The organism is Mesorhizobium sp. SP-1A, from assembly GCF_032460275.1.
GTDB lineage: Bacteria > Pseudomonadota > Alphaproteobacteria > Rhizobiales > Rhizobiaceae > Mesorhizobium.
In genome coordinates, this window is the sequence record NZ_JAVXZD010000002.1 from 1,163,245 (window position 1) to 1,189,113 (window position 25,869).

Here is a 25,869-nt window from a genome sequence, read left to right on the forward strand (position 1 = left end):
TCTCAATAAATCGACAGGGAGCAGTTTCGGCCGCTCTAGCGACGGCCGAAACGTTTGTTTTCAGCCCTTGTTCTCTTTGGTTTCATTCAGCTTGGCGGCACGCTCAAGTATGCGAGAGGTCATCCCATCGAGCATTTCCTTGACCTTCGCTATTCGGGCAGGGGCGTCGAGTAGCGATTCCTTCGCTTGCCGGACGAACTCCTCGACCGATATCGGGTAGTAGTTCTGGGCATCGACGCCGACATCGATGGAGCCAGGCAGGCTCGGCAACGTGTCGTGACTGTGTCCGAATGCCATGAATGACCCGTGGTGAGAGCCGTTCCACGTCAGAGCTGCGTAATGGCTTAATACGATCCTATGCCCGTCGTGCTTTATCTCGCTGTAATGTGTCGGCGGCTTGGCCCATGGCAGGCGCGCAACTGACTGGATGACCTTACCCTTGCGATCAAGGTCATGGTTCCCGATGATCAGCTCTTTTGACCCATTGAGCGCGTTGAAGATTTCGAGGGCTTCCTTGTCTGAGAGGTGAAAGCCAAAGTCGCCCAATATCTTGACGGTGTCGCGCTTGTTAACGCGCGCATTCCAGCGCTCGATCAACGTCCTGTTCATTTCGTCCACGTCTGCAAAAGGGCGTTTGCAATATCGGATGATGTTCCCGTGCCCGAAGTGGGGGTCTGCTGTAAGAAATGTACTCATTGTCTGATATCTGTTCGCTTTCGCTTTAAATGGCAAGGGGAGGTGGCTAGGCAGCCATCCTCCTCATTTGATGAAGTTCGGATTCGAGCAGTTCTTTTGCGCCGTCAGCGAAATGTATTCCGGCTTCGGAGCATGCCTCAATTTCCAGCGTGCTAAATGACGTTTTGATCAGTGTGATGCCGTTATACCGCAGGATGTCAGATGGCTCTTCAGGGCAACCGATGTCGAAGTCCTCCCAATGGAAGAGCCACATCCACGTTCCTGGCCCGACGTCGGGAACGTCTTCGTGGTACAGATCGAACAGCGCACGCAGAGTGTCGTCCTGTCGCAGGCGGTTTTTGACGTCCGTCATGAGGTCTTCCATCTTTGGCTTGAAGTGGGCCGCGATTATCGGGTTCAGCATGACGCTTGCAGATGGCTTCACTGCGTAACGCGGGGCAGGGGCGCTCCGGTCGACCTTGAACCCCTTGATGCGCCTGTGGTCGTCAGGAGGGTTGATGAAGCCGAGATCCAGCAGAACACGAGTTTGCGCGCGAGAAGCGCGGTCCCGTAGGCCTCCGGTCTTGTAGAAGTCTTCGTGGACCCTGATCCATCCTGACATCTCAAGCCCGTAGGGGGAAGTGCGCAGCAGAGCGTAGGCAATGTCATCGTGGTTGTAGTATTTACAACCGTAGAATTTGCCTGTCGGAGACAGCCAGCCCTGTTCGGACCAGGGGTCGAGCAGGTACATCGACGCGAAGTCCTGTTCCAGTTTAACAATGTCTTCTGGGACAGACTTTTGTGCATCGTCGATTGTCTCGCCTTCAGCTACTGCCAGAACTGCGCTGGTCTGCAGATCGATGAAACGGTGTTTGAAGTCCATCCATTGAAATCCGCTGCCATCATTTTTCCGGTGCGTCTGACACCATCTCGGCATTGCATTGCCGGGATCGATCAGAAAATATTGGACCATGCTCTGCCCCTTCTGGCCGTGTGTTGAGAAATAAAGATCAAAACACAAGCCTGTGATTGGCGCTGTAAAATAAACAAAAAATAAACTGCGTCAACGAATATTTCTATCAAATGTTCGCATTAATGAAAATTGCCCAGATTTCAGAATGCGAAAATCAGGTGGAATTGTGGATATTCACGCGTCGGCTAGATATATGGCTCTCTCGCTCGAAAATACAAAACAGTCCGGTCCCTAAGGCAAGAGAGCGATAATCCTACATCGAAATTGATGGTGAGGGAGCGTTGGCTATATCATACATGGCGTCCATTATCTCTCTGACGTTATCGATGCGGTGCATCGGCACGTAGCAGAGAACGAGTGGGTGTGTTCCTGAGTAACAGGGCCAATCGGGGACAAACTGCAGGGTGCAACCATGCTTCTCGAAAAAGGCCTGAGTGTCTTCTTTGGTCAATTCGAAGCCCTCGTTTGCCTCTTCGCGTGCCAAGAACCCAATCTGGTTCGTGTACACGGACCTCACAGCCCAGCCACAGTCGTGAATGACTGCGTCGTCGTAGAGTTTTTCAAGCTTCTCGACGTCCTTTTCCTCTCCTTCCGCGTAAGGGCCTTCAATTTCATGGCCGTAGATGTTGGACATGAAAATGTAATCTTTATCGATCTCGTTTGAAGGTAGACTCTCCGCGTGAGATTTGAACATGCACTCTTGTTCTGCGTGAGTGAGAGAAAACCAATCTTCAGGCGAAATAGTCTTTGACATCGTATGTTCCCATCTTTGGTGATTTCATGAGGATGATTGACATCAAGGCAAGCTACAATTTGCGGCTATCCGACATCGGAGGTTGACGGGACGTTTTTAACCTATTGACAGAACTGACTGATGAGTTCAGTTCTTAATTGGGACAAACCGAGAACATTGGCATTGGCATTAATCCAGAAAGCATACAGGCTGAAGCTATATCCGACTGTAGAACAGGCGGATGCATTTGCTCGTTTTGCTGGATCATGCCGCTGGTTGTGGAATTATCTGCTCGACCTGCAGCACAAGAAATATGAGGCGGAAAAGAAATTCATTTTCCGCGCTGAGATGCAGGAATTGTTGCCTGGGCTTAAACGGGAATATCCGTGGATGGCTGAAGCACCATCCAATTCATTGCAACGGGTCTGCAGGAATCTCGATCAGGCCTTGAAGAAATGTTTCAAGGAAGGCGCGGGGTTCCCGCGCTTCAAGAAACGTGGCGTTTCGAGAGAAGCGTTTTATGTCGTAAACCAAGGTCTGCGTATCGAGAATAATCGTGTCGTTCTGCCGAAGATGAAGCAGGGCGTTAAATTCCGTTCTGGACGCTTACCTGAAGGACGGATTTTATCCGCGACTGTATCGCAACGGGCTGGAACATGGTGGTGTGTCGTTCAGTGCGAGGTTGAGCAGAACGTTGATGTGATAGACGCATCATCTGTCTCGGCCGATGCAGTCATCGGCGTTGATGTTGGGCTTAAGTCACTGATGGTCTGTTCGGACGGCGTTGTTGTTGCCAACCCACGCAGATTGAGCAAGGCGCAGAAGCGGCTGCGACGTGCGCAGCGTATCCTGGCGCGGCGGAAGAAGGGCAGTGCCAACCGACGCCGTCAGGCGGCTCGTGTGGCTGTCATCCACACCAAGGTGGCCGATTATCGCGCTGATGCTCTGCATCAGGCGACAACGGCGCTTGTGCGCCGTGCCAATATCGTCGTCACCGAAGATCTCAACATCAAGGGCATGGTGAAAAACAAACGCCTTGCCCGATCCATCTCAGATGCAGGATGGGGAGAAGCATTACGCCAGATCAGCTACAAGGCTGAATGGGCAGGCAAGCACCACATCAAGGTCGGACGGTTTGAACCATCCACTCAGAAATGTTCTGCTTGTGGAAATTCGAGAAGCGGAGAAGACCGTCTCCGCCTTCACGAGCGCACCTATCGGTGCGGCTCGTGTGGAAATGTCGCGGATCGCGACTTTAACGCAGCGCTTAATCTGCGCAATTATGGATTAGACTACGTAGGGCAGGCTATGCCCGAACGGACGGGAGTAATTCCTGTCAACGCCTGTGGAGCTTCCTCTGCTGGGCCAGATGCAATTGCATTTGGCAGGTATGGAGCGCTGAATCAGGAACCTGCATCAACCTCAGATGTCGGATAGCCCAATTTGCGCCCAATCGAAAATGGGATGGGGTATTTCGCAAATCCTTGATTGGCTAGAAATGGTGACCATCTGGAACTGATGTGATAGGCCTGAAGCTTGTGAAGTGCGGCAGGGGTAGGGTCGATATCGTGAATTCGAGAACTGAGCATCTGAAGTGGTGCAAAGAGCGTGCGCTAGAATATTTGGAGGAGGGCGACCTGAATCGCGCGGTTGCGTCTATGGCCTCCGACCTGTTGAAACACCCAGACGTCAACTTCGAGCCGTCGAGGATTGGTCGCGGCATGCTTGAAATCAATGCTGGCAGCGAGGCTGTTCGGCGATGGATCGAGTCTTTCGAGTGAGTGCAGCCGAAATCCAGAGAGAGGCCGTGCGGCGCGGCATTCAAGGCCTCTTACACTTCACGCAAATATGGAATTTGCACGGTATCGTAACCCACGGGCTTCTATCGCGGACGGCTTTGAACGAGCGCGGCCTCGATGCATACGGGAGCAGTGGTCATCGGCGCGACCTCAAAGACCAGGCCATCTCTCTGTCGATCTCCGCCGTTTACCCCAAGATGTTTATGGCCAAGCAACAATCGGTTGGGCATCCTCATTGGGTGATCATCCTGCTTGATCCCAGCATACTTTGGACTCACAGGTGTCGTTTCCTCTGCCGGAACGCAGGGAAGAAGGAGATCAAAAACCACAGAGGCTTTCTGGGCGGTCCTTGGGGATTTAGCGAGATTTTCACAGAGGACGGCCGTCCATCGGGGATGCCCAACAGTCTGCCGACATATCCCGACGCCGAGGTGCAGGTTTATGAACCAATCCTGCCTGAGATGATTCTGGAGGCTTGGGTTGATCGCCCAGACTACGCTGAAGTTGTGCAAGCAGAGTTGAATCGACTACCTGGTGCGGAGCGGAACGTCATCAAATGCTCGTCCTGGCCGATTTGGCGGAACGGCGGCCGTGAATGGCTTATCCCCACGGAGAACTGGGAATGGAGCCATAAGAGACTTTGACTTGTCAGTTTGAACTTGGCAGGAAGTTAGCTAAGTACGACTCCTACGTGTCCCTGGCGGTAGAATGATATTAGTCCTTCGAAATACATCCGAAAGCGATTTCCAACAGATCATGGATTGGCTGAAGGCTGAACGTGATGAAACGGGCGAGGGCTTTTACTGCAACCGTTCAGTGATCAAGGACGCTCACGATGATGGTGAGATGGTGGCCCTGATTGAGAACGACGTGCCTGTCGCGTTCATCGCCTACGGTTTGACGCGTAACGGTATTCTGGAAGTGCGGCCTGACCGCAGGGGGTTGGGCTATGGCAAGGCTCTGGCGCAGGCTGCTTTGCAGCGGGAAATTGATGATGATCGTCGATGCATTCTCGACATCGAGTGCGCGCCAGAAACGTCAATACCATTCTGGGAAAAGTTTGGGTTCAGGATTTACGCAGAGAGATACGCATACAAGGTGCTTCCGAAAACATTGGAGTTGCCGGGTTCTGGTGTAGGAGTTGACGTGACTATCTCGTTATATAGAGACCCTGATCAACACTATCCTAGCACTAGCACGCCTCATGCTGTGTTTAAGCCAAAAGCGATCCGAACCGAAAACGGGGATATATATCTCAGCCATCGGGTTGTCTTCGAGAACATAGCAGATCCAAGTCGTCGCGATCCTGTCGGGAGAATCACGGTCGACGGCCGAGATGTCTTCTTCAACAAAGTGAAATACGAGGAGGCTTATCAGCTCGGCATTCGCCGTGACAGAGATAGTAACTTTTTCGTCGACCGTCTGTACCTCTGATTCAGAGTCTGCTCATGGCGAGGAGGAGCGAGATCGCCATACGGCGGAGAATGAAGAGAGAGGGAGAAGAGAGCTGGCTCCATCAGAGTTAGTCGCATAATAACTGTTTTGTTGCGAACTCTTGATCCCATACCGACCAATGGCTTGGAGCACCATCTTCGAGCGCCTTGTAAGGAGCAGTAGCCTACTCCAGCTCAACACCGCGAACAACCGCGATCAGTCTGCGGAACTCCTCGTTGGGCGAAGCCTGTTTCCAGAAATTGATGAAGCGGCATACGATCTGGAGATTGCCTCTCTCGTAGTGCTTGTCGCTGTCGATCCTGTCCAATGACGGCAGCATGTTGGGATCGGTGTGCGTCCCGTGGAATTGGAATGGCAGTCCGGTGATGTTGCAGCAGTCACCTTGGACTTCGAACAGCTCGCGAATGAGCCTGTCGAGTTCGTAGCTGTCGAGTAGCAATTCCTTGTTCTTGACCGTTCGTTGGACGACTTGGCCGTTCGATTTGAAGGTGGTCTGGCCGACGCTGTATTTGATCTCTGCGATGGATTTCTCCTTGGCACCAAGGTAGCGAACGTCGTTGCGGTCGACCTGGTTGAGCTTGCCTTCGGCGTCTTCCTTAAGGAGGTACGAGAAGACCCAAACGAATGAATGGGCGTCAATTGGACGAACGCCGGATATACCAGCCGCAAGCTCGATCCGACTTCTCAATCCATCGATTGTGCGATTGAACGCGGTGTAGTTCTCCCACGAGCAGTTTGACAGCGTCGTGAGTTCGATTCCGGTGGCTTTGAAAAACCTGTCGAACCCGGTTGGATGGATAGGTAGGTAACGATCCATATTCTTGAGGAAGAACAGATAGCCGAGAAGAGGGTACTTTCTACCAGTGAGTTCGGAAAGCTCGTCGAATAAGACACCATCATCGCGGTTGGATCTGTAGAGGTCGAATAGGGCGCGTTCTAGCTCTCTCCTGCCCTTCCCTGTGACTTTGGCATCTATCAAGGCGCGGTGGTCGCGGCTCGCATGGCCGTAGCGGTTGGGCCATGAGACGAGATTGTTGGTGAGGTCTTTGGCTTTGAGGTCAATCTCAATTGCTGCGATGGTGCTGTTCAGTATGTTGCCCGATCCGACGTCGCTCTCTTGCCATCTATCGGCCGCAAGCAGCCCAAGCGCATGTTCTCTCAGGCGGGGTTTGTAGCTCTCCCAGTCGTGTATTAGGCCTCGGTCAAATCGAGTAAACGGTTGTCCAGACCTTCGGAGCACAAGATCGTTGAAACGTTCGAAGGTTTCCTGAAAACCTATTTTGCTGGTCGTCTCCGCTGGGAGGTTCATGTTTCCACCGATCTGGTTGAACTCACGCATACCCAGCATCACGCTCATTAAAATTGGTTGAAGATAGCGCGCGGAAAGCGGTCGCTATGGCTTGCTGGATTGTGATATGGGTCGCGAATGATACGAAAAATCCTGATTTCTGCTGACAATTCGATGATCGATGCCGTCGACGACTTCGCACGATGGCTGCAGTACAGATTCCGTGTTCGCTACGGTTTCATCCTCCTGGTGGCCTTGGCGTTCTCGATTTCAGCCACTTGGTTTGCCTCTCGGACATCTTTTTCAGATTTTGGTTCTGAAGATTTGGTGCTGTTCAATGACATCACTTTCGTCGTGCTGTCCTCTATGGTCGCGATTTTCTTTTGGCAGGCCTATGCACCGAGTTTGAGGGAGATGACCGTTCCTGTTTATGAGAAATACGCCCGAAGGGCTATTTCGAACAGGATGTACAGAGTTACGCGATTCGGCCTATTCGGTTTGATGGTGGTAAGTTTAAGCCTGCAACTTCCGTCTATTATGTTTGGCGAGGATGGAGTGAGGAGCTTTTCCAAAGGGTTCGTTGGGATAGCACCGTTTTTTTTGTTCCTTTATTCTATTTGTTCTATGCCCTTGATCTCTCAGGAAAAAATTCAGGAGTACATCAAGCGGGTGGAGTAGGGGTCTCCCTACCCTACCCTTTGGCGTGAGAGGCGGTGAATTCGAGGCTCGTTCACGGTGGGGCAAGCTATTTCATTCACAGTTTCCTAAAGGTTTAGCCATTAGGCTGGCCGGACGATTTGTCCGCTGTGAGTGAGTGATTGACCAAAAATGAACTTCTTGCCGAGAACTGGCTGGAAGACCTGGCTACCCGCGATGTGGCGGCCTCGTCGTTGGAAACCTATCGTTTCGCTCTCGACTGTTATCTGGCTTGGTTAGGCCGTCAATCCAAAAGCCTTTCAGACGTTTCGCATGCCGATATCGTGGCCTACATGGGTTATCTCGATGGGAAGGGATACGCTGAGAACACGATAAATCTTCGAAGAGCTGTCGTTAGAACGCTGCACAATTTTATCTATTTGGAAGGGCACGCAACAGACAATCCTGCCTCTCAAATCGAACCTGCAAAGCGCGAGGGGAAAATCCCAATGGTGCTTAGCGTTGGTGAGGTGGAGAGATTTCTGAACACGGCGCATGCAATGGCCGATGACGGTTCCTTGTCGCTTTACCGCCTTGCTGGTTATGCACGGCGCGCTGCGCTCTTTGAGACCTTGTATTCGTCTGGAATGCGGATCAGTGAGGCCGTGAAGCTCACGGCTAACGTCCTGACTGGCAATGGCAGGGCATTGATCGTCAAGGGTAAGGGGGACAAGGAGCGCATGGTCCCACTTGGCCATCGAGCTGTCGAAGCGATGCACAAATGGCGAAAGATGGCTAAGGAGTTGGGTGTCGCTTCGCCAAAGTGGCTTTTTCATTCAGTTCGAGATGGTAGCAAGCCAACAAATCGCTCGGCGGCCTATCGTGACATACAGGAAACGGCTGTAGCAGCTGGGCTTCCGCGACCACATGACGTGACACCACACGTTCTGAGGCATGCCTTCGCGACCCATCTGTTGGCCAATGGTGCGGACCTTAGGGCAATTCAGCTCATGCTTGGGCATGAGAATCTGAAAACAACCGAGATTTATACGCACGTCGAAATCTCGCGGGCGCAGAAGTTGGTGCAGGAGCTGCATCCGCTCTCTGGTTGATGTCCATGACTACGGAAGTGCGTGCTTATGGAGGCTACAGCAAGTGGGTGGGTTTCAGCGCCGCTTGCAGGGTAGGGGATATGATGGCCCCTACCCTGCAATACGTGGTGTACGACGGGTTATCGCCCTGGTGCTTTCTTGATGATCTCGGCTCTGTCCTTGGATGACAGAGCAACGGTTCCAAACTTTTCTGGCCAGCGCTTCAACTCGCCCTTGGCTTCACGTTCTTCGATCATCTGAAGACAAGTGGCTGGGTTATCAAAGGGAATGCCAGCGAGGTCGTTGACATTAAATTCCCACCATTTAACTCGCATCATGTCTTCGACGATTTTGTCGTCAAATTTTTTCCGAATGATCTTGGCAGGTATGCCGCCAACGACGGTGTAGGGTTCAACGTCTTTCGACACCACAGCGCCGGACGCAACAATCGCGCCATCGCCAATGGTGACTCCGCGTCGGATTACAGCGTTCGCGCCGATCCAGACGTCGTTGCCAATGGTTGTCAGGCCGTGCGTCACAGATTTATCGTTCTCAGGCGTTTGCTTCACTGCCCGCTTTTTGAGGAGACCCTGCTCTTTCGGGTCCCATTTGAAGAGGTCGTAATAGGCAACAGGGGATGATGTTAGCCATGTGGTCGGGTGCTCCCCCTCCCCAATCGTAACGTTTGGTCCGATGCTGCAATATCGACCAATTTTCCTGACGTGTTTGACGATGCCGGAGCGCATGAATGAATATGCGCCAATGTAGATGTCCTTGTAGATGAGCATGGGCGCGTTGTTGATTTGCACCGGAGTTTCATGGTGGATGACAATCCTGCGCCCTCTGACGTCGAGGTGATTTGTTGCGCGTAATCCGACAGATTTCAGCTTGTCGTATTTAACGTAATTAACTGGACTGTCCATAATTCCCCACAAGTGACCAATGGAATAAAACTCAAGTCTTTGTTATTTATTGAGAGATGTAAAGATGAAATGGCAAGTAGTCACGAGGGGGTGGGTCTCGGAGCTATTATAAGGAAAGGGCGACCTAAGATGGTCGCCCGCTATTGAGATTCCGAAGTCCAATCTCCATCCACCTCATCACTATTGGTGAGCAGTCGTAGAGGACCTTCTTTCGCAGGTTCTCCATCGTGCCAACAACCTTGAGTGCGTCTTCTAGGAGGCCCCTGCAGTAGGTTGGGGAAACTGAACAGATCGCGTCTGGAAACTTCAATACGACCGTATCGTACTCTGTCACAAGATCGGCAATCCCTAGGCGGTCAGCCTCAAGTTTGCCGTTGTGATGCCTGCATAGATTGATCACCGAAGCGCCGTGCTCCATGGTGAAAGGGGCGATATCCAAGGTGATTTTGGTTTCAGCGGTTGTGAGATCAGTCATCTGACCTCACATGCGCATCGTCGGCGCAGCATCAGCTTCGAGGAACTCGCGGACCATTGCGGCCCCGTCTTCGCCGAGTATCGAAACAGCACTTTCTGGACGCCACTTGTCGCAGAAAAGCGAAACACCGAGCTTGTTGAGCAGGCGAGCTGTCTCAGGATTGCTGGCATCATTGCTCGAAATAAGGTCGCGCAATGTCTTGCCTTCGTCTCCATCAAGCCAGTCATCGGGCTTGCGAGGTGTCCAAAGCTCGCCAAATTTTGCGACTCCATAATCATGGAGAAGATGCGATACGGTCTTTGTCATATATATCTCCTTTTTCTTGTTGCTACATGACATTAAAATTTGGTGCATATTGGGTTTAATGATTGCAATTGTCAACATCGTTTGAATTTAAATTATCACAATACAAATTTGCGCAGAAAAGAATCTGCCTTTGGTTTTTGGAATATCTCATAGCGAAAGAAGGTACGTCCTGGTGAACTTGTTGTTTTCGAAGCGGAGAACCACTATGAGTTTTGCAGGCAAGGAGTTTGAATATGGCCAGAGCCACTGTCCTATATATCGTTCCAGCGGATGGGAATGTTAGAGCTGCACTTGAAGTAGCCGCTTCTGAGTGCGGTGCCCAGGTTTCAGGGGAACCTGAGGAAGTTGGTGGAACCGCAGAAATTGATCTGGAATATTGCGGTGACCCGATTGATGACATTTCGGAGTTTATCGAAATCCTGAAGAGAGGTGGAACGCCATATTTTGGAATGACGGAGTCGTTCACAGAGCCGTCTCGTGGTCTTCGTTGTGAGGGTCGGATATTCGTGTCTGGTTTCGGTGTGGAGCTGACCAAGAACTTTCCTTGGAAGGAAGGAGAGCCTGAACTCAATGAACGTGCAATGAGAATAGCTGGTTTTGAAGATAGCCATATCGAGGCAGTGACGGCTCTGTTCTTTGGCAAGTCCCCTGCCCCAAAGTTCTGAAGCGCCATGACATTCAAGTTGGAAATCGGTAAGTTCCCATCGTCCTGTGACATCGAGAGTAGGTTTGAGGATTTGGCCGCTGCCGCCAAGTCCGTCTATGACGAGTGGCTTCAGGACGAAGATGGGCTTGATGACGTTTTGGGCGCTGGCGGCATTTGCCAGGATATCGCGTCCAGGATGCTGGAAGTCCTTGATGGCGCGGGTGTTCAATCCAGCACGACGGTTCATACCACAATTGGCGAGAACCACGTCTTCGTAGTTGCGCTGCTCGATGACGGCGTCTTCTCAATCGACATCCCGCCTCATGTATACGAAACGGGTGGAGGATACGTCTGGAAAAAGCGTGAGGACGCTATTTTCGATGCGTCGGTGATCCAGATGATGAGAATTGGCGATCCGATGGACGAGGAAAAGTTCAACGAGACCTACTCTGACTGCTGAAGGCATTGCTCTTCGGCCGAAGCCGTCATGCTGGAATTGATTCAGCCAATGCGGGTGATGGCTTGTGTCTTATGCTCCTCGCAGTTTATCACCCTGCTAATTTGTTAGTTTGGTAGTTTGTTGGACTGAAGGATGTCGAAAGCGGACAATATCGTCAGGGCAATTTGGAGAAGGTTGGATAAGTCTGAGCGCTGGCAGGCGTTGGATGATGTCTGGAGCCAGCTACCAGATAGGCTGTTTCTGAAGACCTTTGTCCGCGTGTGGGTGGATAGTGAAGGTAACGATCTCCATCGTCCACTGATCGATAGCCTGATCGATGAGTATGACATCCATGCTAGGCGCGTTATGCCGCTGCTTGCGAAGGCAGATCAGGAATTCTATCGCGAGCTTCCAGAGCGGGTTCAGATATATCGTGGAACGTCCATGGAGACGCCATATGATGACTACTCGTGGACCACCGACAGAGAGCAGGCTGTCTGGTTCGCAAACCGAGTGCCGAATGGAACCCCTGCCCTTGCAGAAGGGTCAGTGCATAAAGACGATATTCTCTTCGCTACGAAGAGCCGTGGGGAGAGTGAAATCGCAGTGCAGACGGAGGTTGTTGATAACCTCCAGATAAAATCTATTGGCCCGAAGCGTGACAATCCAATGGCGGCCTTGTTCTTTATGGTTCACCAACATCCGGTGTTTCACAAAGAGATGTTTGAAGGTTTCGCTGAGACACTCTTGATCTCCGGTTTGGATAGGTATGCAGCAGAAGCAAGGATTTATTCGGATCTCAATGAGCTTGCTGATTTTGGATTTAAATCGGCAGTAGAAATGAGGCGGCGGAGTATCCTAGAAGTGGATTGGGATATGGTTCAAAAGAATGCTGATGCAAGGAAGTCGTTGCTGGACGGATTGCGTTAGTACATGTGTGACTTCGACTGAAAGAAAAATAGGCCGCTATTCAGCGGCCTATTTTGTTTCGATTGTTTACTTTTCGGTCGTTGGACCGACAGGTTCAGCTGCCGGAACGGTGGTCTTGAAGGCGTCCGCAATCCCACCACCAGTGCGAGTCAATTCACCGAGGTTCTTTCCAAGGCTGAGGTCGCCCAGAACCTGCTCAAGGAGTGGCTTGTGCGTGCTGTACTTGAGTGCAGCATTGACAATGCCGTCGACACCACCAGGTGCAGTGCCCTCACCCGTAGAGCCACCGCCAGCAATGCCGCCTGCATCGAGAATGCGAATGCTTTCGATGTTTTCGAGCGGCTTGACGGTTGCCGTGATGATCTCAGGCAGGCGCTCGATGGTGGCGAGGCGCTGACGAAGGACCATTGCTTCAGGCGAGAGGCCGTTTTCAGCCTTGTTCTTCTCGTTGAGGCCTTCGGCTTCAGCGAGAGCCGTGGCCTTGTTTGCCTCCGCGAGCTTGGTGATGCGGTCGGCTTCGGCAGCAGTGGTGGTGCGAATGGCTTCCGCGTTGTCGATTGCGGCGGCCTTTTCGGCAGCAGCCTTGACGCGAACGCCAACCGAGTCCTCTTCAGCTACCTTTTCAGCGGCAATAACTGCGATTTCCTTTTCGCGCTTGGCGATTTCGGTCAGTCGCGTCGTTTCGACGGATTCGGTCGCCTGAACCTGCTTGGCACGAGCTTCTTCAGCCTTGGCCTTTGCCGCAGCTTCTTCCTGCGACTTTTCGTGCAGCTTGATGGCGCGATCCTGCTTCGCAAGTTCGATGTCACGATCCTTGGCGATGGTCGCGTCTTCAATCGCCTTGTTTCGAGCGATCTCAGCTTCTTGGGATTTCCGCTCTTCTTCGAAGCGCGTGATGGCGATCAGGGATTCAGTCTTGGCGCGCTGTTCGTCCAGCTCCTTCTTCTGCTCGATGGCGGCGATTTCACCGTCGCGGGCAATGGCGAGAGCTTCCTTGTTGGCTTGGACCTCGGTGCGCTTCATCTGAACCTTGGTATTATTCTCGATTTCATTGCGCGTTTTGAGGCGTTCCTGCGTCAGTTCGGTAAGCTTGGTGAGGCCTTCAGCGTCCATCGAATTGTTGGGGTCGAAGAACTGCTTTGCGGTCTGGTTGAGGTTGGTCAACTGAACGGATTCTAGTTCGAGGCCGTTCTTCTCTAGCTCGGCCGAGACTGCTTCCCGAACTTCGCTATTAAATTTGGCGCGAGACTGATGCAGATCATTCAGGTCCATCTGAGCGGCAACGGAGCGAATTGCGCCGATAAGCTTGCCTTCGATGAGATTGCTGAGGGCGTTGGAGTCTTCGGTCAGGCGGCCAAGAGAGGCGGCCTTGCTGACGTATTCAGCTTCGCGGCCCACGCGAACGTGAAACTCGATGGTGGCGTCTGCCTTGAGAAGATCCTTCGTGTAGAGGGCGCTTTCTTCTCGACGATCAACGACGATTTTCATAGGCCGCATATTAATTGGGGTGTATTCCTGAAAAATCGGGAAAACGATTGCGCCGCCGCGAAGGACGACCTTTTCACCGCCCATGCCAGTGCGGACAAAAGCAGTTTCGTTCGAAGCACGCTTGTAGAAACGCGTCATTATCAGTGCAAGGACCAGAGTGCCAATCACTCCAACCACTGCAACTAGAGCGATGGTTACCATAAGACCCATAATTATTTCCTTTCAGGGTGTTTAATTGTTGCGGATTAATCGGAATGTGAAACCAGGTAAAAACCGTCGATTATGGAGATGATTAGAACATTGTCACCTTTGGTGAACAGGTGCTCTTCCTTCGAGGTTTTTACGTAAATGTCGATGGCCGATCCCTCGGCATCGTAAACCTTTGCGGAGGCTGAAGTTGTGATTGATGCAGTGCCATCGGTAATCGTTGCGACGCGGCCAATTAATGACTGTCTGGAGGTCGCGTGCCCCTTTTCAGAGTGCAAGAGCTTTCCAAGTGCCTTGCTTGTCGGACGTGTTAGAGACAGGGCTACTGGAATACTGGCAATAACTGCAACCCAGACAGGAAGAGCAATTCCGAGGATATTGATTGCCAGGGATTGGATTACGAGGCCAGACGCAGCAAAAAATCCAGAGAAGATCGCCACAAGCATAAGGACGGGAACTTTGCCAATCCCGAAATAATGCAATGCCCCGATAAACGAGAACACGCCAGCTGGCGGTTCTGGAATTTCCGGCATAAAGTCATCGATAAACGACGATCCACCGACGCCAGAAACTGCCATTAAAACTTCAATCGCGAGTAGGCCAGCAAGGATGTAAAAAGAGATCGCAAACGGTGCGAAGCTCGGGTTCGTGAAAAATTCCATTTGTGCCCTTTCTCTCCATGAACAAAGTGAGTTCATTCATGCCGCACATATTAAATGTGGGATTTATGCGGGAAATCAAGGGAAAATGGTAATTTGTGGACAAATTAATTTGGAGAAATGGTTTTTCTTTAATTAGGGCCGTGGTTCGCTTGGTTGAAGAATCTCCTCGGCCTCGTCCAGGTCCATGTGGATCACTTTGCTGGCGACCCCACCTGGAAACATGTTGCGGGCAAACGAGCTAAGCTCACGCTGCTTCTGTTTGATGTCCAGTTCCTTGGTTCGCCATGGGCCAAGTCGTTTGCGCTTGGCGAAGATGATGGCGTTCTGCAGGTCGTCGACGTCTTGGAGTGCAGTGACGGCAATCTCGCGGTCGACGCCCTTTTGTTCAAGCTTCATCTGGATGCGCGCGCGAGAGTATCCTTTGCGGATTCCTGCGGCCGTTTTGGTGTCTGCGTAACTCTCGTCGCTGATGAACTGGTTCTGGATGCAGAAGTCGACAGCATGGTTGGCGAGGTCCTGTGCCTCATCCTCACTAATGCCCTCGTACTTGCGAAGCGCCCTCTTCTCCACCGTTTGGCGCAGGTTTTCAACGCTCGATGAGTAGGTTCCAAGATAGTGAACAGCCGAGCGCTTTGCCCACAGCTTTGTACGGTCGGTGACAAAGGATTTCGGCTCGGTCATGGCTTCATTCCGTATGAAGTCTCGGTTTCAATGTTACGATCACGCTTTGGATTGAGTTGGGTCTTCACCATGACGTTGTGCGAGACTTGCTTCACGATTGAAGGGTTGTCTGGAAGGAGCTTGGGAAGTTCGAGGAGAAGCTGGCCAGTGGCATAGGCGTCCTCTTCGGCTGCGTGAAACTGCGGGCGGGGGCTTCTGTATTCGTCAGGAACCCTGATGCCTAAGACGATGCAGGCCTTCTCAAGGCTGACTTTGGTGTTGGTTTGTAAAGTCAGCTTGGCGAGCGTAGCTGTGTCGACCATGCGCGCTGGTAGCAGGTGAGGTTCCGACATGACGGACGCCAAGATACGCATGTCATTCTTGATGGCATGCCCCGCAAGCGTCTTACCTTCGATAGCCGCTCTGAACTCATTCGCGATATCGGCAAAGGTCGGGCAAGATTTCACCATCCTGTCGGTGATGCCGTGGATGTGTTTGCGGACATATGGCTGAATTGGCCTTTCTGGATTGATCAGCCAATAGTGGCGGCCGACGATCTGACCCCTATCGTAGTCCAGGACCGAGATTTCGACGGGCCTGTTGTAAAGGTGACCGTCACCTTCAATATCCATTACGCTAAATTGTTCAGTGTGGGGCCAGTGTCTGATGTCTTCGTTCATGGAGGTCTCCGTTAAACCATATATCGCAGAAGAAGGAGCAAGGGGGTAGCCCGAGTTCTCATTTTTGTTTTCGATCAGGCTTGGCTTGAAATGAATAAATATCGAACCACAGGAATAAATAGCTTTTCAAAGTTAGATTGCTATGGCATTTAGGTCGCCTTCATAGAAAGGAAAAGTAAGATGTCGCTTTTGGAAAAAATCCGCTCTGACCTCGTTGAGGCTCGTAAGGCTCGCACTGACAATGCGAAGATTATGCTTCTGAATACGCTCGTCGGCGAAGCCGCCCGCGTCGGTAAAGATGCCGGTAATCGCGAGACGACTGATGCTGAAACCATGGCTGTAGTTAAGAAATTCGTGAAAAACGCGGAGCAGACGCTTGTTGACCTCACGAAGTATGGCCGTGACACTGGTTCTATTCAGAACGAGATCGCAATCTTGGCAACATACCTGCCTGCTGCTGTGCCAGTCGGTGAAGTCGAGAAGGCCGTCGAGGAAATCGTGGCTGGTTTGGACGATCCGAAGGCAAAATCTGCGATTGGCATGGTCAACAAGGCACTGAAAGAGCGCTTTGGTGATGCCTTCGACGGCAGCACCATGGTGCCAATTGCGAAGCGGATTTTGGAGACGAAATGACAATATTCTATTCGGCGGACCATCATTTTGGTCATCATGGCATTATTGACCTGTGTAAAAGGCCATTTGAGTCCGCCGAAGAGATGGATGAGTTAATGATCAGGCGTCATAATGATCGCGTTGAGCGTTCGGATGATGCCTATTTTATTGGTGATTTCAGTGGGTCTAATGACCCAAAATATCTCGCACACATATTCAACAAGCTGAAAGGTCGCAAGCACCTGATTGTCGGCAATCATGACAATAAGCATGTGTTGCGTCTGGGGTGGTCGTCTCAGGTGGCTCATCGGCGCGAACTGAAAGTTGATGGGCAGATATTCATTCTTGGGCACTATCCAGAGCGGTCTTGGGATAAGATGTATAGAGGTGCATTCCACCTGTATGGTCACACTCATGGGAAATTGCCTGGTGTCGGCCGCTCAATTGACGTCGGCGTAGATGCGTGGGATTTCCAGCCGATACTTGCCTCTGAGGCCATCGAAAGAATGAAGAAATGGAATCATGATTTTGATACCTATGCCCCTGAATTGCCTGAGGTTTACACAGGACCTGAAGATGAATATTCGAGCGGGTTGAGCATGTGATCGCTTGTCCGTTTAATTAAAATACAAGACCATCATGCATGGTCTTTTTTCTTTGGAGAAATAAATGGAAATCGAAAATCTTATTATCATAGGTTCTGGTGCAGCGGGCTGGACGGCCGCAATTTATGCAGCGCGTGCAGGTCTTAAGCCACTTCTGATCACCGGGGAACAATTAGGTGGTCAGATGACTATCGCTGGCTCGGTCGAGAACTTCCCTGGGTTCCCTGAGGCTGTCGACGGCCCGTCTCTGATGGAATCAATGGGACAACAGGCGCTCGCAGTAGGTACGCGAATCGAGAACGATCTCATCATGGGCGTGGACTTCACCGGAAAGCCGCTGATCCTGCGGGGCGACTTGCGCGACTATCAGGCAAAAGCTGTCATTATCGCGACTGGCGCGACGGCTCGCTGGCTGGGTGTTGAAGGTGAAGAGACTTATCGTGGACGCGGTGTTTCGGCCTGCGCGACCTGTGATGGCTACTTCTATCGCGGTCAATCAGTTGCAGTGGTCGGGGGTGGCAATACGGCGGTTGAGGAGGCTCTCTATCTCTCGTCAATCTGCAAGGAAGTGCACTTCATCCATCGTCGTGACAGTCTGAAGGCTGAAAGGATTCTGCAGGAGCGCCTCAAGGGGCGGAGGAACATAATTTATCATTGGAATTCAGTAGTTAAGGAGGTTGCTGGCGGTGCGGGCGTTATGGACCCGATCACTCACATTGTCATCGATAAGGTCGATGGCGGTGCTCGCCGCAACCTGAAAGTCGACGGGATGTTTGTTGCAATCGGGCATGATCCGATGACAGCGCCTTTCCATGGGCACGTCGATCTTGATGATTATGGCTACATTGCTGTATCACCGGGTTCCACAAGAACAGCGATTCCCGGTGTATATGCAGCAGGAGACGTTGCGGATCGTCATTACCGTCAAGCAGTGACCGCAGCCGCTATGGGTTGCATGGCTGCTCTCGATGTAGAAAAATGGTTGACAACTTCTGATTAATAAGAAAAATCCTTGTTGCAGGGTTATTGTTTTTGTGGAATCAAAATAATCCTGACCAACAAATAGGAGTTGTTTTATGAAGCATGCTGAATTGATCGAAGCTGTCGCCGCGAAGACTGGCATGACGAAGGTCGATGTTAAAAAGGTCGTGGATGCGACTGCTGAAGGTATCAAGGATGCGCTCGCGGCCAACGGCAAGGTGACCATCAGCGATGTGGGTATTTTCTCCACTCAGAACAAGCCTGCACGCGAAGCTCGCAATCCGGCTACGGGTGACACGATCCAGGTTCCGGCGAAGACCGTCGTGAAGTTCAAGCCTGCAAAGTCGCTGGCGGATTCCGTCAACGGCTAATTCGATCCTCACGGATTCCAAAGCCCTTCCAGTTTTTCTGGGAGGGCTTTTTTATTGGTTTAATCTCAGTGCTGACTAAACTGGTGTTTAAAAATTTGCATTCTCATAACTGAGCACGCAATATTGTAGATAAGAGAACTGGAGCTAATCGGAATGAACATTAAACGCAAAATCAGAATGCCTTCTTTGCGCGCTCTTGCAGACGTTTCGTTTGTGTCGGTAGCAGGTGCTTTAATCCTGCTGGGTGCTCAGGCAAAGGCATCGGATACGAAGGTCTTGGATGAAAAAGCTGTCATCGAGATTATTCGAGCTGAGATTGCTCGTGATCCGGGCTTTGTTCTCGATGCGATCAATAAGCATGTCGAGCAGCAGCAGGCTCTTGAACGTCAGAAGCAGGATGGTCAGGCGGTTGTCGCCCGTGATGAAATCGCCGCGTCTGCCGGGAGACCGTTTGTTGGTGCGGAACAAGCGGCCGTTGAGCTGGTCTATTTCTTTGACGTGAATTGCGGTTATTGCAAACGTCTGGACCCAGCCATGCGACGGATTGTCGAGGAAAACAAGGATATCCGCGTTTCTCATCGCGAAATCCCGATTTTGGCTGAAAGTAGCCGATCTGCCGCTCTTCTTTCAAACATCGTTTGGCAGATGTTTCCTGGAAAATACGGCGAATTTCATGATGCTTTGATGGCCAATCAGGGTTCTCTTACCGACGACATTCTCGAAGTGAAATTGTCTGAGGTCCTGGGTGCGACGGATGCCATGGCTGTTTTGGCTGAAGCTTCAAACCAGAACAGTGAAATCATGAAGAAGGCCACCAAGCTGGTGCAGGAGAATTTGAGCCTCGCCGAGAAAGCTGGCGTCACGGGTACTCCGTTTGTCTACGTCCTTCAGAATGACGCTGTGATGCGTGGCGCTGGTGAGGACGCTTATGACCAGTTGCTTGGATTCATCAACGCTGCACGAAGCAAGAAATAAGCATCTAATTGGGCGGTAGATCTGCGTGGATATTGATGCGCTTAAGATAGTGGGCTTCAAGAGCTTCGCTGACCCTGTCGAGATTCCAATCGGCAAAGGGATAACGGGCATTGTTGGTCCGAATGGTTGCGGGAAGTCGAACCTGATAGAAGCTCTTCGTTGGGCAATGGGTGAGACTTCCGCAAAGCGCATGCGCGCGGACGGTATGGACGACGTCATTTTCGGCGGTACAGACAAGCGAATGCCGAGGGCATCTGCAGAGGTTACGATTTCCATCGATAACTCCGCTCGCAAGGCTCCGGTCGAATTTAATGGCGACGCTCGTCTTGAGGTTTCGCGTCGGATCAGCCGTGGTGAGGGTAGCTCCTATAAGGTCAACGCCAAGGCAGCTCGCGCCAAAGACGTGCAGGTGCTTTTCAAGGATGCTGGCGTTGGCGCTGGCTCGTCTGCTCTCGTTAGCCAAGGCAAGGTTGCGGCGATCATCAACGCAAAGCCAACTGAGCGACGCAATATCCTCGAAGAGGCTGCGGGCGTGGCTGGTCTGTCGTCGCGTCGACATGAGGCCGAGCTTCGGCTCAAGGGAACCGAACAGAACCTTGAACGCGCTGACGATCTGGAAAAAAATCTGAATGATCAGCTTGGCTCTCTTCGTCGTCAGGCGCGACAGGCAAAGCGTCGCCGCGATATCGACGGGATGATCCGTGCGGCAGAGGCCGCCGTTCTGCTTGTTCGTTGGAACGCGGTTGAAGGTCGGCTTGCGACTGGACAGGCGAACTTTGAAGCCAATGAGGAACAGGTCAAGCAGGCAATGCTGGCTCTGCAGCTTGTTGAGGCGGCGCTTGCCAAGGCAGAGGCGGAAGCGGCTCCGGCAATCAAGGCTAAGGCCGACGCCGAAATTGCGCTTGCTCTTGCAAGGACCAAGGTAGAGAGCGTTCGGAAAGAAGCGCAGGCTGCCAAGGCGGCTTTGGCTTCTGCGCTGAAAGCGGTTGAGCGAACCAAGACTGATATCGCCCGTCAGAAGGCAGAGATCGGCAATTCCGGCGAAGAATATGAAGAGCTGAAAGATCGCTTGGCGCTCACGATTGATGATCGTGACTACGACAAGGTTCTGATCGAGGAAGCCAACATCAAAGCTGTTGAGGCTAGGGATGCGCTCTCCGAGATTTCGGCGGAAGTTTCGCGGCTTGCAGAAGCACTCGCTGGGGCAAAGACCGAACGAACGGCTGCGGAGCGTCGCCTCGCTGAAATTAAACAGCGAAAGATTTCGACGGACCAGAAACTTGCCGACGTGCAACGTCGTCTCTCTGAGGCCCAATCATTGCTCGCGTCTATGCCGAAGATTGGGGAGGAGCTTGGTTTGGCTCAGGAGATGATTTCTGAGGCCGAGCAGGTTGTCGTTTCAACGTCAGAAACCTACTCGTTAAAGCTGGACGACGAAACTCAGGTTAAAACTAATCACGCGACCCTTGTGGCTCAACTTGCGGCACTGTCGGCAGAATTGTCGGTATTGTTGTCTGGTCGAAGCGAGGTCGATACGTTGGCTTCCAAAATCCGTGTTCAGGATGGATATGAGGCGGCGGTCGCGGCTGCTTTCGGCGAGGGCCTGAATGCAGGCATTGGCGCTGGTGAGCATCGCTGGTGGCAAAAGTCGCCAATTCGTATTTCAGCGCCGGAAGGCGCACGCGCCATGGCGGAAGTGCTCAAAGTGCCAGACGAATTGTTGGCAGCTGTTTCTGGCGTGGGAATTGTTAGTTCCACTGATGACGCCGTGAAGCTTGCGGCCTCGCTTCAGCCTGGTCAGATTATTGTCACTCTGGCTGGGGGCGTATGGCGATGGGATGGCTATCGGTCAGAAGGTGTATCTGGCTCAGACGAGGAAATTCGTCGCACATCGCGTATCGAAGAGCTGGAAAAGCAGGTTTCCGATCTGGATGGCAAAGTTGCCAAATCCAAATCTGAATTGGAGGCAGTTGGCGCGGCCGTCCGTGATGCAAAACTGGCGGCCGACCAGGCTCGTCATGCTGTCAAAGCGGCTCGCGAGAAATTCGATGCCATAAAGCGTAGTCAGGAAGCTGGCGAAGCCAAGCGGCGTGAGCTGGAGGCTCAGGTAATCTCGCTTACATCGTCAATGGAGCAGTTGTCTCTCTCGGCAGAGCAGGAGGCAGAGGCTTTGATTGATGCAGACGCCCTGCTCTCTTCCTTGCCTGATATTAGGAAGGATGAGCAGGCGCTTCAGAATGTCAGGTCGCGTCAGTCTCTGCTTAATGCAGCCTATGAAAAGGCACGCGAGGAGCTGGATAAGACGAGGCGCGATGCTGAAGCTCGCCATCTGATGATCCAGAACATCGAACAGCAAATGCGTGATTTCGATAAGCGCATGGTTGCAGCGCGAGAACATATCGCGGAGCTACAGAAACGCTTGGCCGAGGGCGAGCTTGAAATGGAAAGCTTGGCCGCGACAGAGGCTCTGGGGCCTCGGGCCGAGCAGGAAGCGATGGAAGCCTTGGAAGAGGCTGTCATTATTCATGAAGGCGCAGTAGCGACAGCTGTGGCTGCTGAGGAGGCTCTCAGTAACGCTCGCGTCTCGGTCAGGGATGCAGAGGCTAAACTTGGCACTCAGAAGGAGGAGCGCGCTCGCCTTCTGGCAGAGATGAAGGGGGCGCAGGAAGCGCAACAGGAATTGGTGCGCGAGATTAGTGAACGCCTGTCTTGTGAGCCGTCCGTGCTGGAAGAGATTTCGGGGCTTACCGTTTCGGATGGGCTTCCAGAATTGGATATCTGTGACGCTCGCCTGCAGAGGCTGATCAAAGAGCGAGATGGCATCGGTACTGTCAATCTGCTCGCCGAAGAGCAGTTGGTGGAGGTTGAAGGGCGTCTTGGTGCCGCCAGCAAGGTCAAGGAAGAGCTTCGTGAGGCCGTTCGTCGTCTCCGTAAAACCATTTCCGAATTCGAACAGGAGTCTCGCGAGCGTCTGACAGAGGCATATGCCTTGATCGACGGTCATTTCAGGGATCTGTTTACGCGTCTGTTTGGCGGAGGGCATGCCTATCTGAAGTTGTCGGAGTCTGATGATATTCTGCATGCGGGTTTGGAGATTTACGCCTGCCCGCCTGGCAAGAAATTGCAGACCATGTCGCTGATGTCGGGCGGAGAACAGGCTCTGGCGGCGTTGGCCCTGATTTTTGCGGCGTTCTTGATCCGTCCTGCTCCGGTCTGCGTTCTTGATGAAGTGGATGCGCCTTTGGATGACTCGAACGTCGATCTGCTCTGTTCGCTCGTTGCTGACATGGCAAAGGACGGCACGAAATTCCTTATGATTACCCATCATTCATTGACGATGGCCAAATGTGATCGATTATTTGGTGTGACAATGATGGAGCGCGGCGTCAGCCGAGTGGCTTCCTTGGATATGGATACAGCAATTAAGCTGATTGCCGCTTAATGCTCGTTGACCATCCCTGATATTTAACAATAAACTTGGATACCGATAAAATTCGGGAGAACCCATATCCAAAAATAACTCCATAAATCCGGAGGAAAAGATGACCTTTCATGATCGCGGATCAATGTCGCAGGCACCAAGTTATGCTGCTGGCTGCATGATCCTTAGTGTTCGTACAGGACGTTTCCTGTTCAGCTTGCGCCCTGATGACGTCGATGAGCCGAGTACCTGGTCTCTCTGGGGCGGCAAGGCCGAACCGGGTGAAGTCGATCCACAGGATACCGCACTTCGCGAAGCTATTGAAGAGACTGGCGTATCGCTGAAGGGCGACTTGCAGCATCTTCGTCGCAAGGAAATGAGCCGCTTCTTTTACGACACGTTCCTTCTGACTGTGCCTGACGAATTCGAGCCAGTGAAGACCAATGAGTCTGCTGGGCATAAATGGGTACCGCTCGACGATCTCCCCTCCCCTCTGCATTGGGGCGTAACGGATCTTCTGGGTGATTATACCGCTGTGAAAATTATGACGAAGGCTGTTGAGCGGCTGTCGGGCCGACCTTGCGATTTTGATGACGTCTATATTCCTTGATCGGAATTAAGTGGGAAAGAGGTCGCGAAAGCGGCCTTTTTTCGTTGAAATGGGGAAAACGAGATAATTGCGGCTTAAAACTGATATTCCAAACGAGGTAATTTGCCGATAAATTCATAGGAAATACGGGATATTCCTTTAAATCCGCTTGACGATGAGAATGCTAAATTGCTATCGAGGCGACAGGAAATTCAGGAGTTTTTCAAATGGCTGCAATTGTTGTGAATATGCTGGATGACGGCGCTTTCGAGGTCGTGGGGCCGCAGGGAGAAGGCGTTCGAGTCTTGAACAATGACGAGGGTACCAACAAATCCTGGGTTATTATGAAGAGGGACTGGACGGGTGTCCGGTGGGAAGTTCTTTGGGATTTCACGTCTCTAGATAGCGCGCTGAATGCGGCCGTATACGAAGCCACTGGAGAGGAGAAGCCGGACTATGAGGTGCGCATGCCCGATGGCATGACGTTCAAGCGTCCAGGGGTAAAGACGGCCGAGGAGGTTATGGCCTCTGCTGGTTGGTATTTCGTGGCTGAGTTGATTGGCTTTATGCCGCTCACCACTTCGTCGGATCGTAGCACGTTTGACGTGCGAGCGGAGTTCGCCAAAATGATTAAGGGTGATGATGTCCGCCTAGGTGACGTCAATATCTCTGATGAAGACGATGAAGGTCGGCACTGGATAGCTGATGTTGTGCTCGATTATCGCGGCTGGTTGCATCTAGACGAGATTCATGCCGCTGCTACTGAGGAATTTCGTAAGGAAGGATTGAACGTCATACCGTTCTTTGATCATCGCACAAGGACCAACGTTGCGTGCAGTGAGGCTGTAATACTGCAGTTTCCCAAGGATCGGGTTGTCCGCGCAGCCTAAAAGAAAGGGGCCGAAAAGGCCCCTAATTCTTTAGCAAAATCCTTTTGCAAGCTCAGATCCACCAAAGGTGCCTAGGATCACGCAAGCACTGAATTTCGAGTTCGCCATAAGAATACCAGCCACCATGTAGGTTATGGCCATGCCATAGTGCCTGTTGTCTTTTCCTTCCGCGATACCCTTCACCATAAATATGCCTCGAACGAACGCCCACGCTCCAAAGAACGTCAGGATTGTGAAAGCATGGCCAATTAGTTCTGCGAATCTCTGTACGACCTCCAGATTCGAAGCAATCGGATATTTTAGGAGGTCAGAGCTGGTATTTAGGCCATTCATGCCAATTGGGTTGTCGACACTGCCCAGCAGAGTGGTTGTGAGTATCGTATAAAACAGTGGTGCATTCATCAGGAGCACCGCTGTAATCAGCTTTGTTAATTTGCCAGGGCGATTGTCCCCTCTTTCGCTATTTCTAGCTAATTCAATGATGGCCATTGCGAACGAAATAAGACCAGCCAGAAAAACAATGGAAAACAGCGCCATGACGGCCATCGGCACCACGTTTCTGGCAACGTTAGCTGCCATACAGGTCGCGGGGGCGGCATGTCCGATGCAGTTTTCTACGGTACCGACGCTACCTAGTGGTCCGGCAATGCTGTTGAGGAAATCGCCGCCCATGCCTTGATCATTATAATCAAGTTCGGCGGAACCCAGTACGCCACCGCCACGAGCTGAACCCAGTAGCGATGTCATACCTACGCCTGCAACATCGGGCAATGAAACCAACATTGCGCCCGCAAGCATCATAACTATCCCAGCTGAATAGTTATGGCGGCCATTCTGTCGAGTCGCCTCGACCAAATTAGTGAGGCCACGAGCTATGAAATAAATGCCCGTGACCCCCATAGCGACGACAATAAGCAGGAATATAGGATTCCAGGATTCCTTGATAAAATTGGACAGAAGCGTGCCAACAGTGGTTCCCTGTTTTGCTTCTTGAGCAAATGCTACTGAGGTAAATCCCAAAAAGTACGCTGTAGATAATACGATCAGTTTCCTGAGCATCTGCTCACCCTGCTTATTTTCGTGTCTTATTCTAAAGATGGCGCGAATTAGAACGTCTCTCCGCCACCTGAAGTGATCGACTGGGTCTCGCCGAGGCCGAGAGATGCGCCGAGGACGCCTGTAACGGCAGGTATGCCGATCAGGCCAGCACCAACTGCAAGACGCCATAGTCCATCGGAATACTTGGTCTGGTTGGGATTCTCGGAGGCGGCCTTCAGCTTGATCAGGCCAGTGATGACCATGACGATGCCGACGAAGAATGCACCAGCAACAAGTGCCTTGCCGAGCGAGCCGAACTGC

27 protein-coding genes and 2 pseudogenes are annotated in these 25,869 nt (G+C 52.0%); 16 read left to right on the forward strand and 13 right to left on the reverse strand.

The window, feature by feature from the left end; translation table 11 throughout:
* Window positions 1-60 precede the first annotated feature (60 nt).
* From QU595_RS14820 to QU595_RS14830, 3 genes are all read right to left on the reverse strand, one after another.
* Window positions 61-609, reverse strand: coding sequence for a metallophosphoesterase (locus tag QU595_RS14820; protein ID WP_315923209.1), 549 nt, complete (start codon window positions 607-609; stop codon window positions 61-63).
* A gap of 133 nt (window positions 610-742) precedes the next feature.
* Window positions 743-1,648 carry a hypothetical protein gene (locus tag QU595_RS14825; RefSeq protein ID WP_315923211.1) on the reverse strand — a complete coding sequence of 302 codons (906 nt, stop codon included), beginning with the start codon at window positions 1,646-1,648 and terminating at the stop codon, window positions 743-745.
* 253 nt (window positions 1,649-1,901) lie between these two features.
* Entirely contained in the window at window positions 1,902-2,402 is a 501-nt protein-coding gene (locus QU595_RS14830; RefSeq protein WP_315923213.1) for a hypothetical protein, read from the reverse strand.
* A gap of 120 nt (window positions 2,403-2,522) precedes the next feature.
* On the opposite strand from QU595_RS14830, the gene QU595_RS14835 reads away from it, so the two are divergent.
* From QU595_RS14835 to QU595_RS14845, 3 genes are all read left to right on the forward strand, one after another.
* The gene (locus tag QU595_RS14835; RefSeq protein ID WP_315923215.1) at window positions 2,523-3,818 is read left to right on the forward strand and encodes a transposase; all 1,296 of its coding nucleotides are present in this window, start codon (window positions 2,523-2,525) and stop codon (window positions 3,816-3,818) included.
* 322 nt (window positions 3,819-4,140) lie between these two features.
* Window positions 4,141-4,824 (forward strand): DarT ssDNA thymidine ADP-ribosyltransferase family protein, encoded by a 684-nt coding sequence (locus tag QU595_RS14840; RefSeq protein WP_315923217.1) that lies wholly within the window; start codon window positions 4,141-4,143, stop codon window positions 4,822-4,824.
* A gap of 112 nt (window positions 4,825-4,936) precedes the next feature.
* The gene (locus QU595_RS14845; protein ID WP_315923219.1) at window positions 4,937-5,614 is read left to right on the forward strand and encodes a GNAT family N-acetyltransferase; all 678 of its coding nucleotides are present in this window, start codon (window positions 4,937-4,939) and stop codon (window positions 5,612-5,614) included.
* A 184-nt stretch (window positions 5,615-5,798) separates the two neighbouring features.
* Here QU595_RS14845 and QU595_RS14850 read toward each other — a convergent pair whose 3' ends face one another.
* Window positions 5,799-6,992: a hypothetical protein gene (locus tag QU595_RS14850; protein WP_315923221.1), complete on the reverse strand. Its 1,194-nt coding sequence runs from the start codon at window positions 6,990-6,992 to the stop codon at window positions 5,799-5,801.
* A 105-nt stretch (window positions 6,993-7,097) separates the two neighbouring features.
* Here QU595_RS14850 and QU595_RS14855 point away from each other — a divergent pair, with 105 nt between their 5' ends.
* Both QU595_RS14855 and QU595_RS14860 read left to right on the forward strand, forming a co-directional pair.
* Window positions 7,098-7,601, forward strand: coding sequence for a hypothetical protein (locus QU595_RS14855; RefSeq protein WP_315923223.1), 504 nt, complete (start codon window positions 7,098-7,100; stop codon window positions 7,599-7,601).
* Between the two features lie 140 nt (window positions 7,602-7,741).
* Window positions 7,742-8,671 carry a tyrosine-type recombinase/integrase gene (locus QU595_RS14860; RefSeq protein ID WP_315923225.1) on the forward strand — a complete coding sequence of 310 codons (930 nt, stop codon included), beginning with the start codon at window positions 7,742-7,744 and terminating at the stop codon, window positions 8,669-8,671.
* A gap of 331 nt (window positions 8,672-9,002) precedes the next feature.
* On the opposite strand, the pseudogene QU595_RS30215 reads toward QU595_RS14860, so the two are convergent.
* From QU595_RS30215 to QU595_RS14875, 3 genes and pseudogenes are all read right to left on the reverse strand, one after another.
* Window positions 9,003-9,174, reverse strand: a pseudogene (locus tag QU595_RS30215) (DapH/DapD/GlmU-related protein); the annotation flags it as partial.
* Window positions 9,175-9,697: 523 nt separating this feature from the next.
* Window positions 9,698-10,048: a hypothetical protein gene (locus QU595_RS14870; protein ID WP_315923229.1), complete on the reverse strand. Its 351-nt coding sequence runs from the start codon at window positions 10,046-10,048 to the stop codon at window positions 9,698-9,700.
* 6 nt (window positions 10,049-10,054) lie between these two features.
* Entirely contained in the window at window positions 10,055-10,354 is a 300-nt protein-coding gene (locus QU595_RS14875; protein ID WP_315923231.1) for a hypothetical protein, read from the reverse strand.
* 233 nt (window positions 10,355-10,587) lie between these two features.
* On the opposite strand from QU595_RS14875, the gene QU595_RS14880 reads away from it, so the two are divergent.
* The 3 genes from QU595_RS14880 to QU595_RS14890 all read left to right on the forward strand — a co-directional run bounded on the left by QU595_RS14880 (window position 10,588) and on the right by QU595_RS14890 (window position 12,369).
* Window positions 10,588-11,019 (forward strand): hypothetical protein, encoded by a 432-nt coding sequence (locus tag QU595_RS14880; protein WP_315923233.1) that lies wholly within the window; start codon window positions 10,588-10,590, stop codon window positions 11,017-11,019.
* 6 nt (window positions 11,020-11,025) lie between these two features.
* Window positions 11,026-11,460 (forward strand): hypothetical protein, encoded by a 435-nt coding sequence (locus QU595_RS14885; protein ID WP_315923235.1) that lies wholly within the window; start codon window positions 11,026-11,028, stop codon window positions 11,458-11,460.
* 132 nt (window positions 11,461-11,592) lie between these two features.
* Window positions 11,593-12,369: a hypothetical protein gene (locus QU595_RS14890; RefSeq protein WP_315923237.1), complete on the forward strand. Its 777-nt coding sequence runs from the start codon at window positions 11,593-11,595 to the stop codon at window positions 12,367-12,369.
* Between the two features lie 66 nt (window positions 12,370-12,435).
* Here QU595_RS14890 and QU595_RS14895 read toward each other — a convergent pair whose 3' ends face one another.
* The 4 genes from QU595_RS14895 to QU595_RS14910 all read right to left on the reverse strand — a co-directional run bounded on the left by QU595_RS14895 (window position 12,436) and on the right by QU595_RS14910 (window position 16,066).
* Window positions 12,436-14,067: a flotillin family protein gene (locus QU595_RS14895; protein ID WP_315923239.1), complete on the reverse strand. Its 1,632-nt coding sequence runs from the start codon at window positions 14,065-14,067 to the stop codon at window positions 12,436-12,438.
* A gap of 35 nt (window positions 14,068-14,102) precedes the next feature.
* The gene (locus QU595_RS14900) at window positions 14,103-14,726 is read right to left on the reverse strand and encodes an OB-fold-containig protein (RefSeq protein ID WP_315923241.1); all 624 of its coding nucleotides are present in this window, start codon (window positions 14,724-14,726) and stop codon (window positions 14,103-14,105) included.
* A 132-nt stretch (window positions 14,727-14,858) separates the two neighbouring features.
* Window positions 14,859-15,407: a regulatory protein RecX gene (locus QU595_RS14905; protein WP_315923243.1), complete on the reverse strand. Its 549-nt coding sequence runs from the start codon at window positions 15,405-15,407 to the stop codon at window positions 14,859-14,861.
* On the reverse strand, window positions 15,404-16,066 hold the full coding sequence (locus tag QU595_RS14910; RefSeq protein WP_315923245.1) for a 3'-5' exonuclease: 663 nt from the start codon (window positions 16,064-16,066) through the stop codon (window positions 15,404-15,406). Before QU595_RS14910 ends, QU595_RS14905 begins: the two co-directional genes overlap by 4 nt.
* 180 nt (window positions 16,067-16,246) lie before the next feature.
* Here QU595_RS14910 and QU595_RS14915 point away from each other — a divergent pair, with 180 nt between their 5' ends.
* The 8 genes from QU595_RS14915 (at window position 16,247) to QU595_RS14950 (ending at window position 24,510) form a co-directional block, all read left to right on the forward strand.
* A complete protein-coding gene (locus QU595_RS14915) occupies window positions 16,247-16,699 on the forward strand; it encodes a GatB/YqeY domain-containing protein (protein ID WP_315923247.1) in 453 nt (150 codons plus the stop codon).
* Window positions 16,696-17,283 carry a metallophosphoesterase gene (locus QU595_RS14920; RefSeq protein ID WP_315923248.1) on the forward strand — a complete coding sequence of 196 codons (588 nt, stop codon included), beginning with the start codon at window positions 16,696-16,698 and terminating at the stop codon, window positions 17,281-17,283. The genes QU595_RS14915 and QU595_RS14920 overlap by 4 nt, the downstream gene beginning before the upstream one ends.
* 64 nt (window positions 17,284-17,347) lie before the next feature.
* Window positions 17,348-18,283 (forward strand): thioredoxin-disulfide reductase, encoded by a 936-nt coding sequence (gene trxB / locus QU595_RS14925; protein ID WP_315923250.1) that lies wholly within the window; start codon window positions 17,348-17,350, stop codon window positions 18,281-18,283.
* A 76-nt stretch (window positions 18,284-18,359) separates the two neighbouring features.
* Window positions 18,360-18,635 (forward strand): HU family DNA-binding protein, encoded by a 276-nt coding sequence (locus QU595_RS14930; RefSeq protein ID WP_315923252.1) that lies wholly within the window; start codon window positions 18,360-18,362, stop codon window positions 18,633-18,635.
* Window positions 18,636-18,788: 153 nt separating this feature from the next.
* Entirely contained in the window at window positions 18,789-19,610 is an 822-nt protein-coding gene (locus QU595_RS14935) for a DsbA family protein (protein ID WP_315923254.1), read from the forward strand.
* A gap of 25 nt (window positions 19,611-19,635) precedes the next feature.
* Window positions 19,636-23,052, forward strand: a complete 3,417-nt coding sequence (gene smc, locus QU595_RS14940; protein WP_315923256.1) for a chromosome segregation protein SMC — start codon at window positions 19,636-19,638, stop codon at window positions 23,050-23,052.
* A gap of 100 nt (window positions 23,053-23,152) precedes the next feature.
* Entirely contained in the window at window positions 23,153-23,641 is a 489-nt protein-coding gene (locus QU595_RS14945; protein ID WP_315923258.1) for an NUDIX hydrolase, read from the forward strand.
* Window positions 23,642-23,847: 206 nt separating this feature from the next.
* Complete coding sequence (locus tag QU595_RS14950) at window positions 23,848-24,510, forward strand: hypothetical protein (protein ID WP_315923260.1); 663 nt, start codon at window positions 23,848-23,850, stop codon at window positions 24,508-24,510.
* Between the two features lie 30 nt (window positions 24,511-24,540).
* Here the strand turns inward: QU595_RS14950 and QU595_RS14955 are convergent, their stop codons facing one another.
* Window positions 24,541-25,569 (reverse strand): DUF308 domain-containing protein, encoded by a 1,029-nt coding sequence (locus QU595_RS14955; RefSeq protein WP_315923262.1) that lies wholly within the window; start codon window positions 25,567-25,569, stop codon window positions 24,541-24,543.
* Window positions 25,570-25,616: 47 nt separating this feature from the next.
* Window positions 25,617-25,869: pseudogene (locus QU595_RS14960) on the reverse strand (hypothetical protein); the annotation flags it as partial.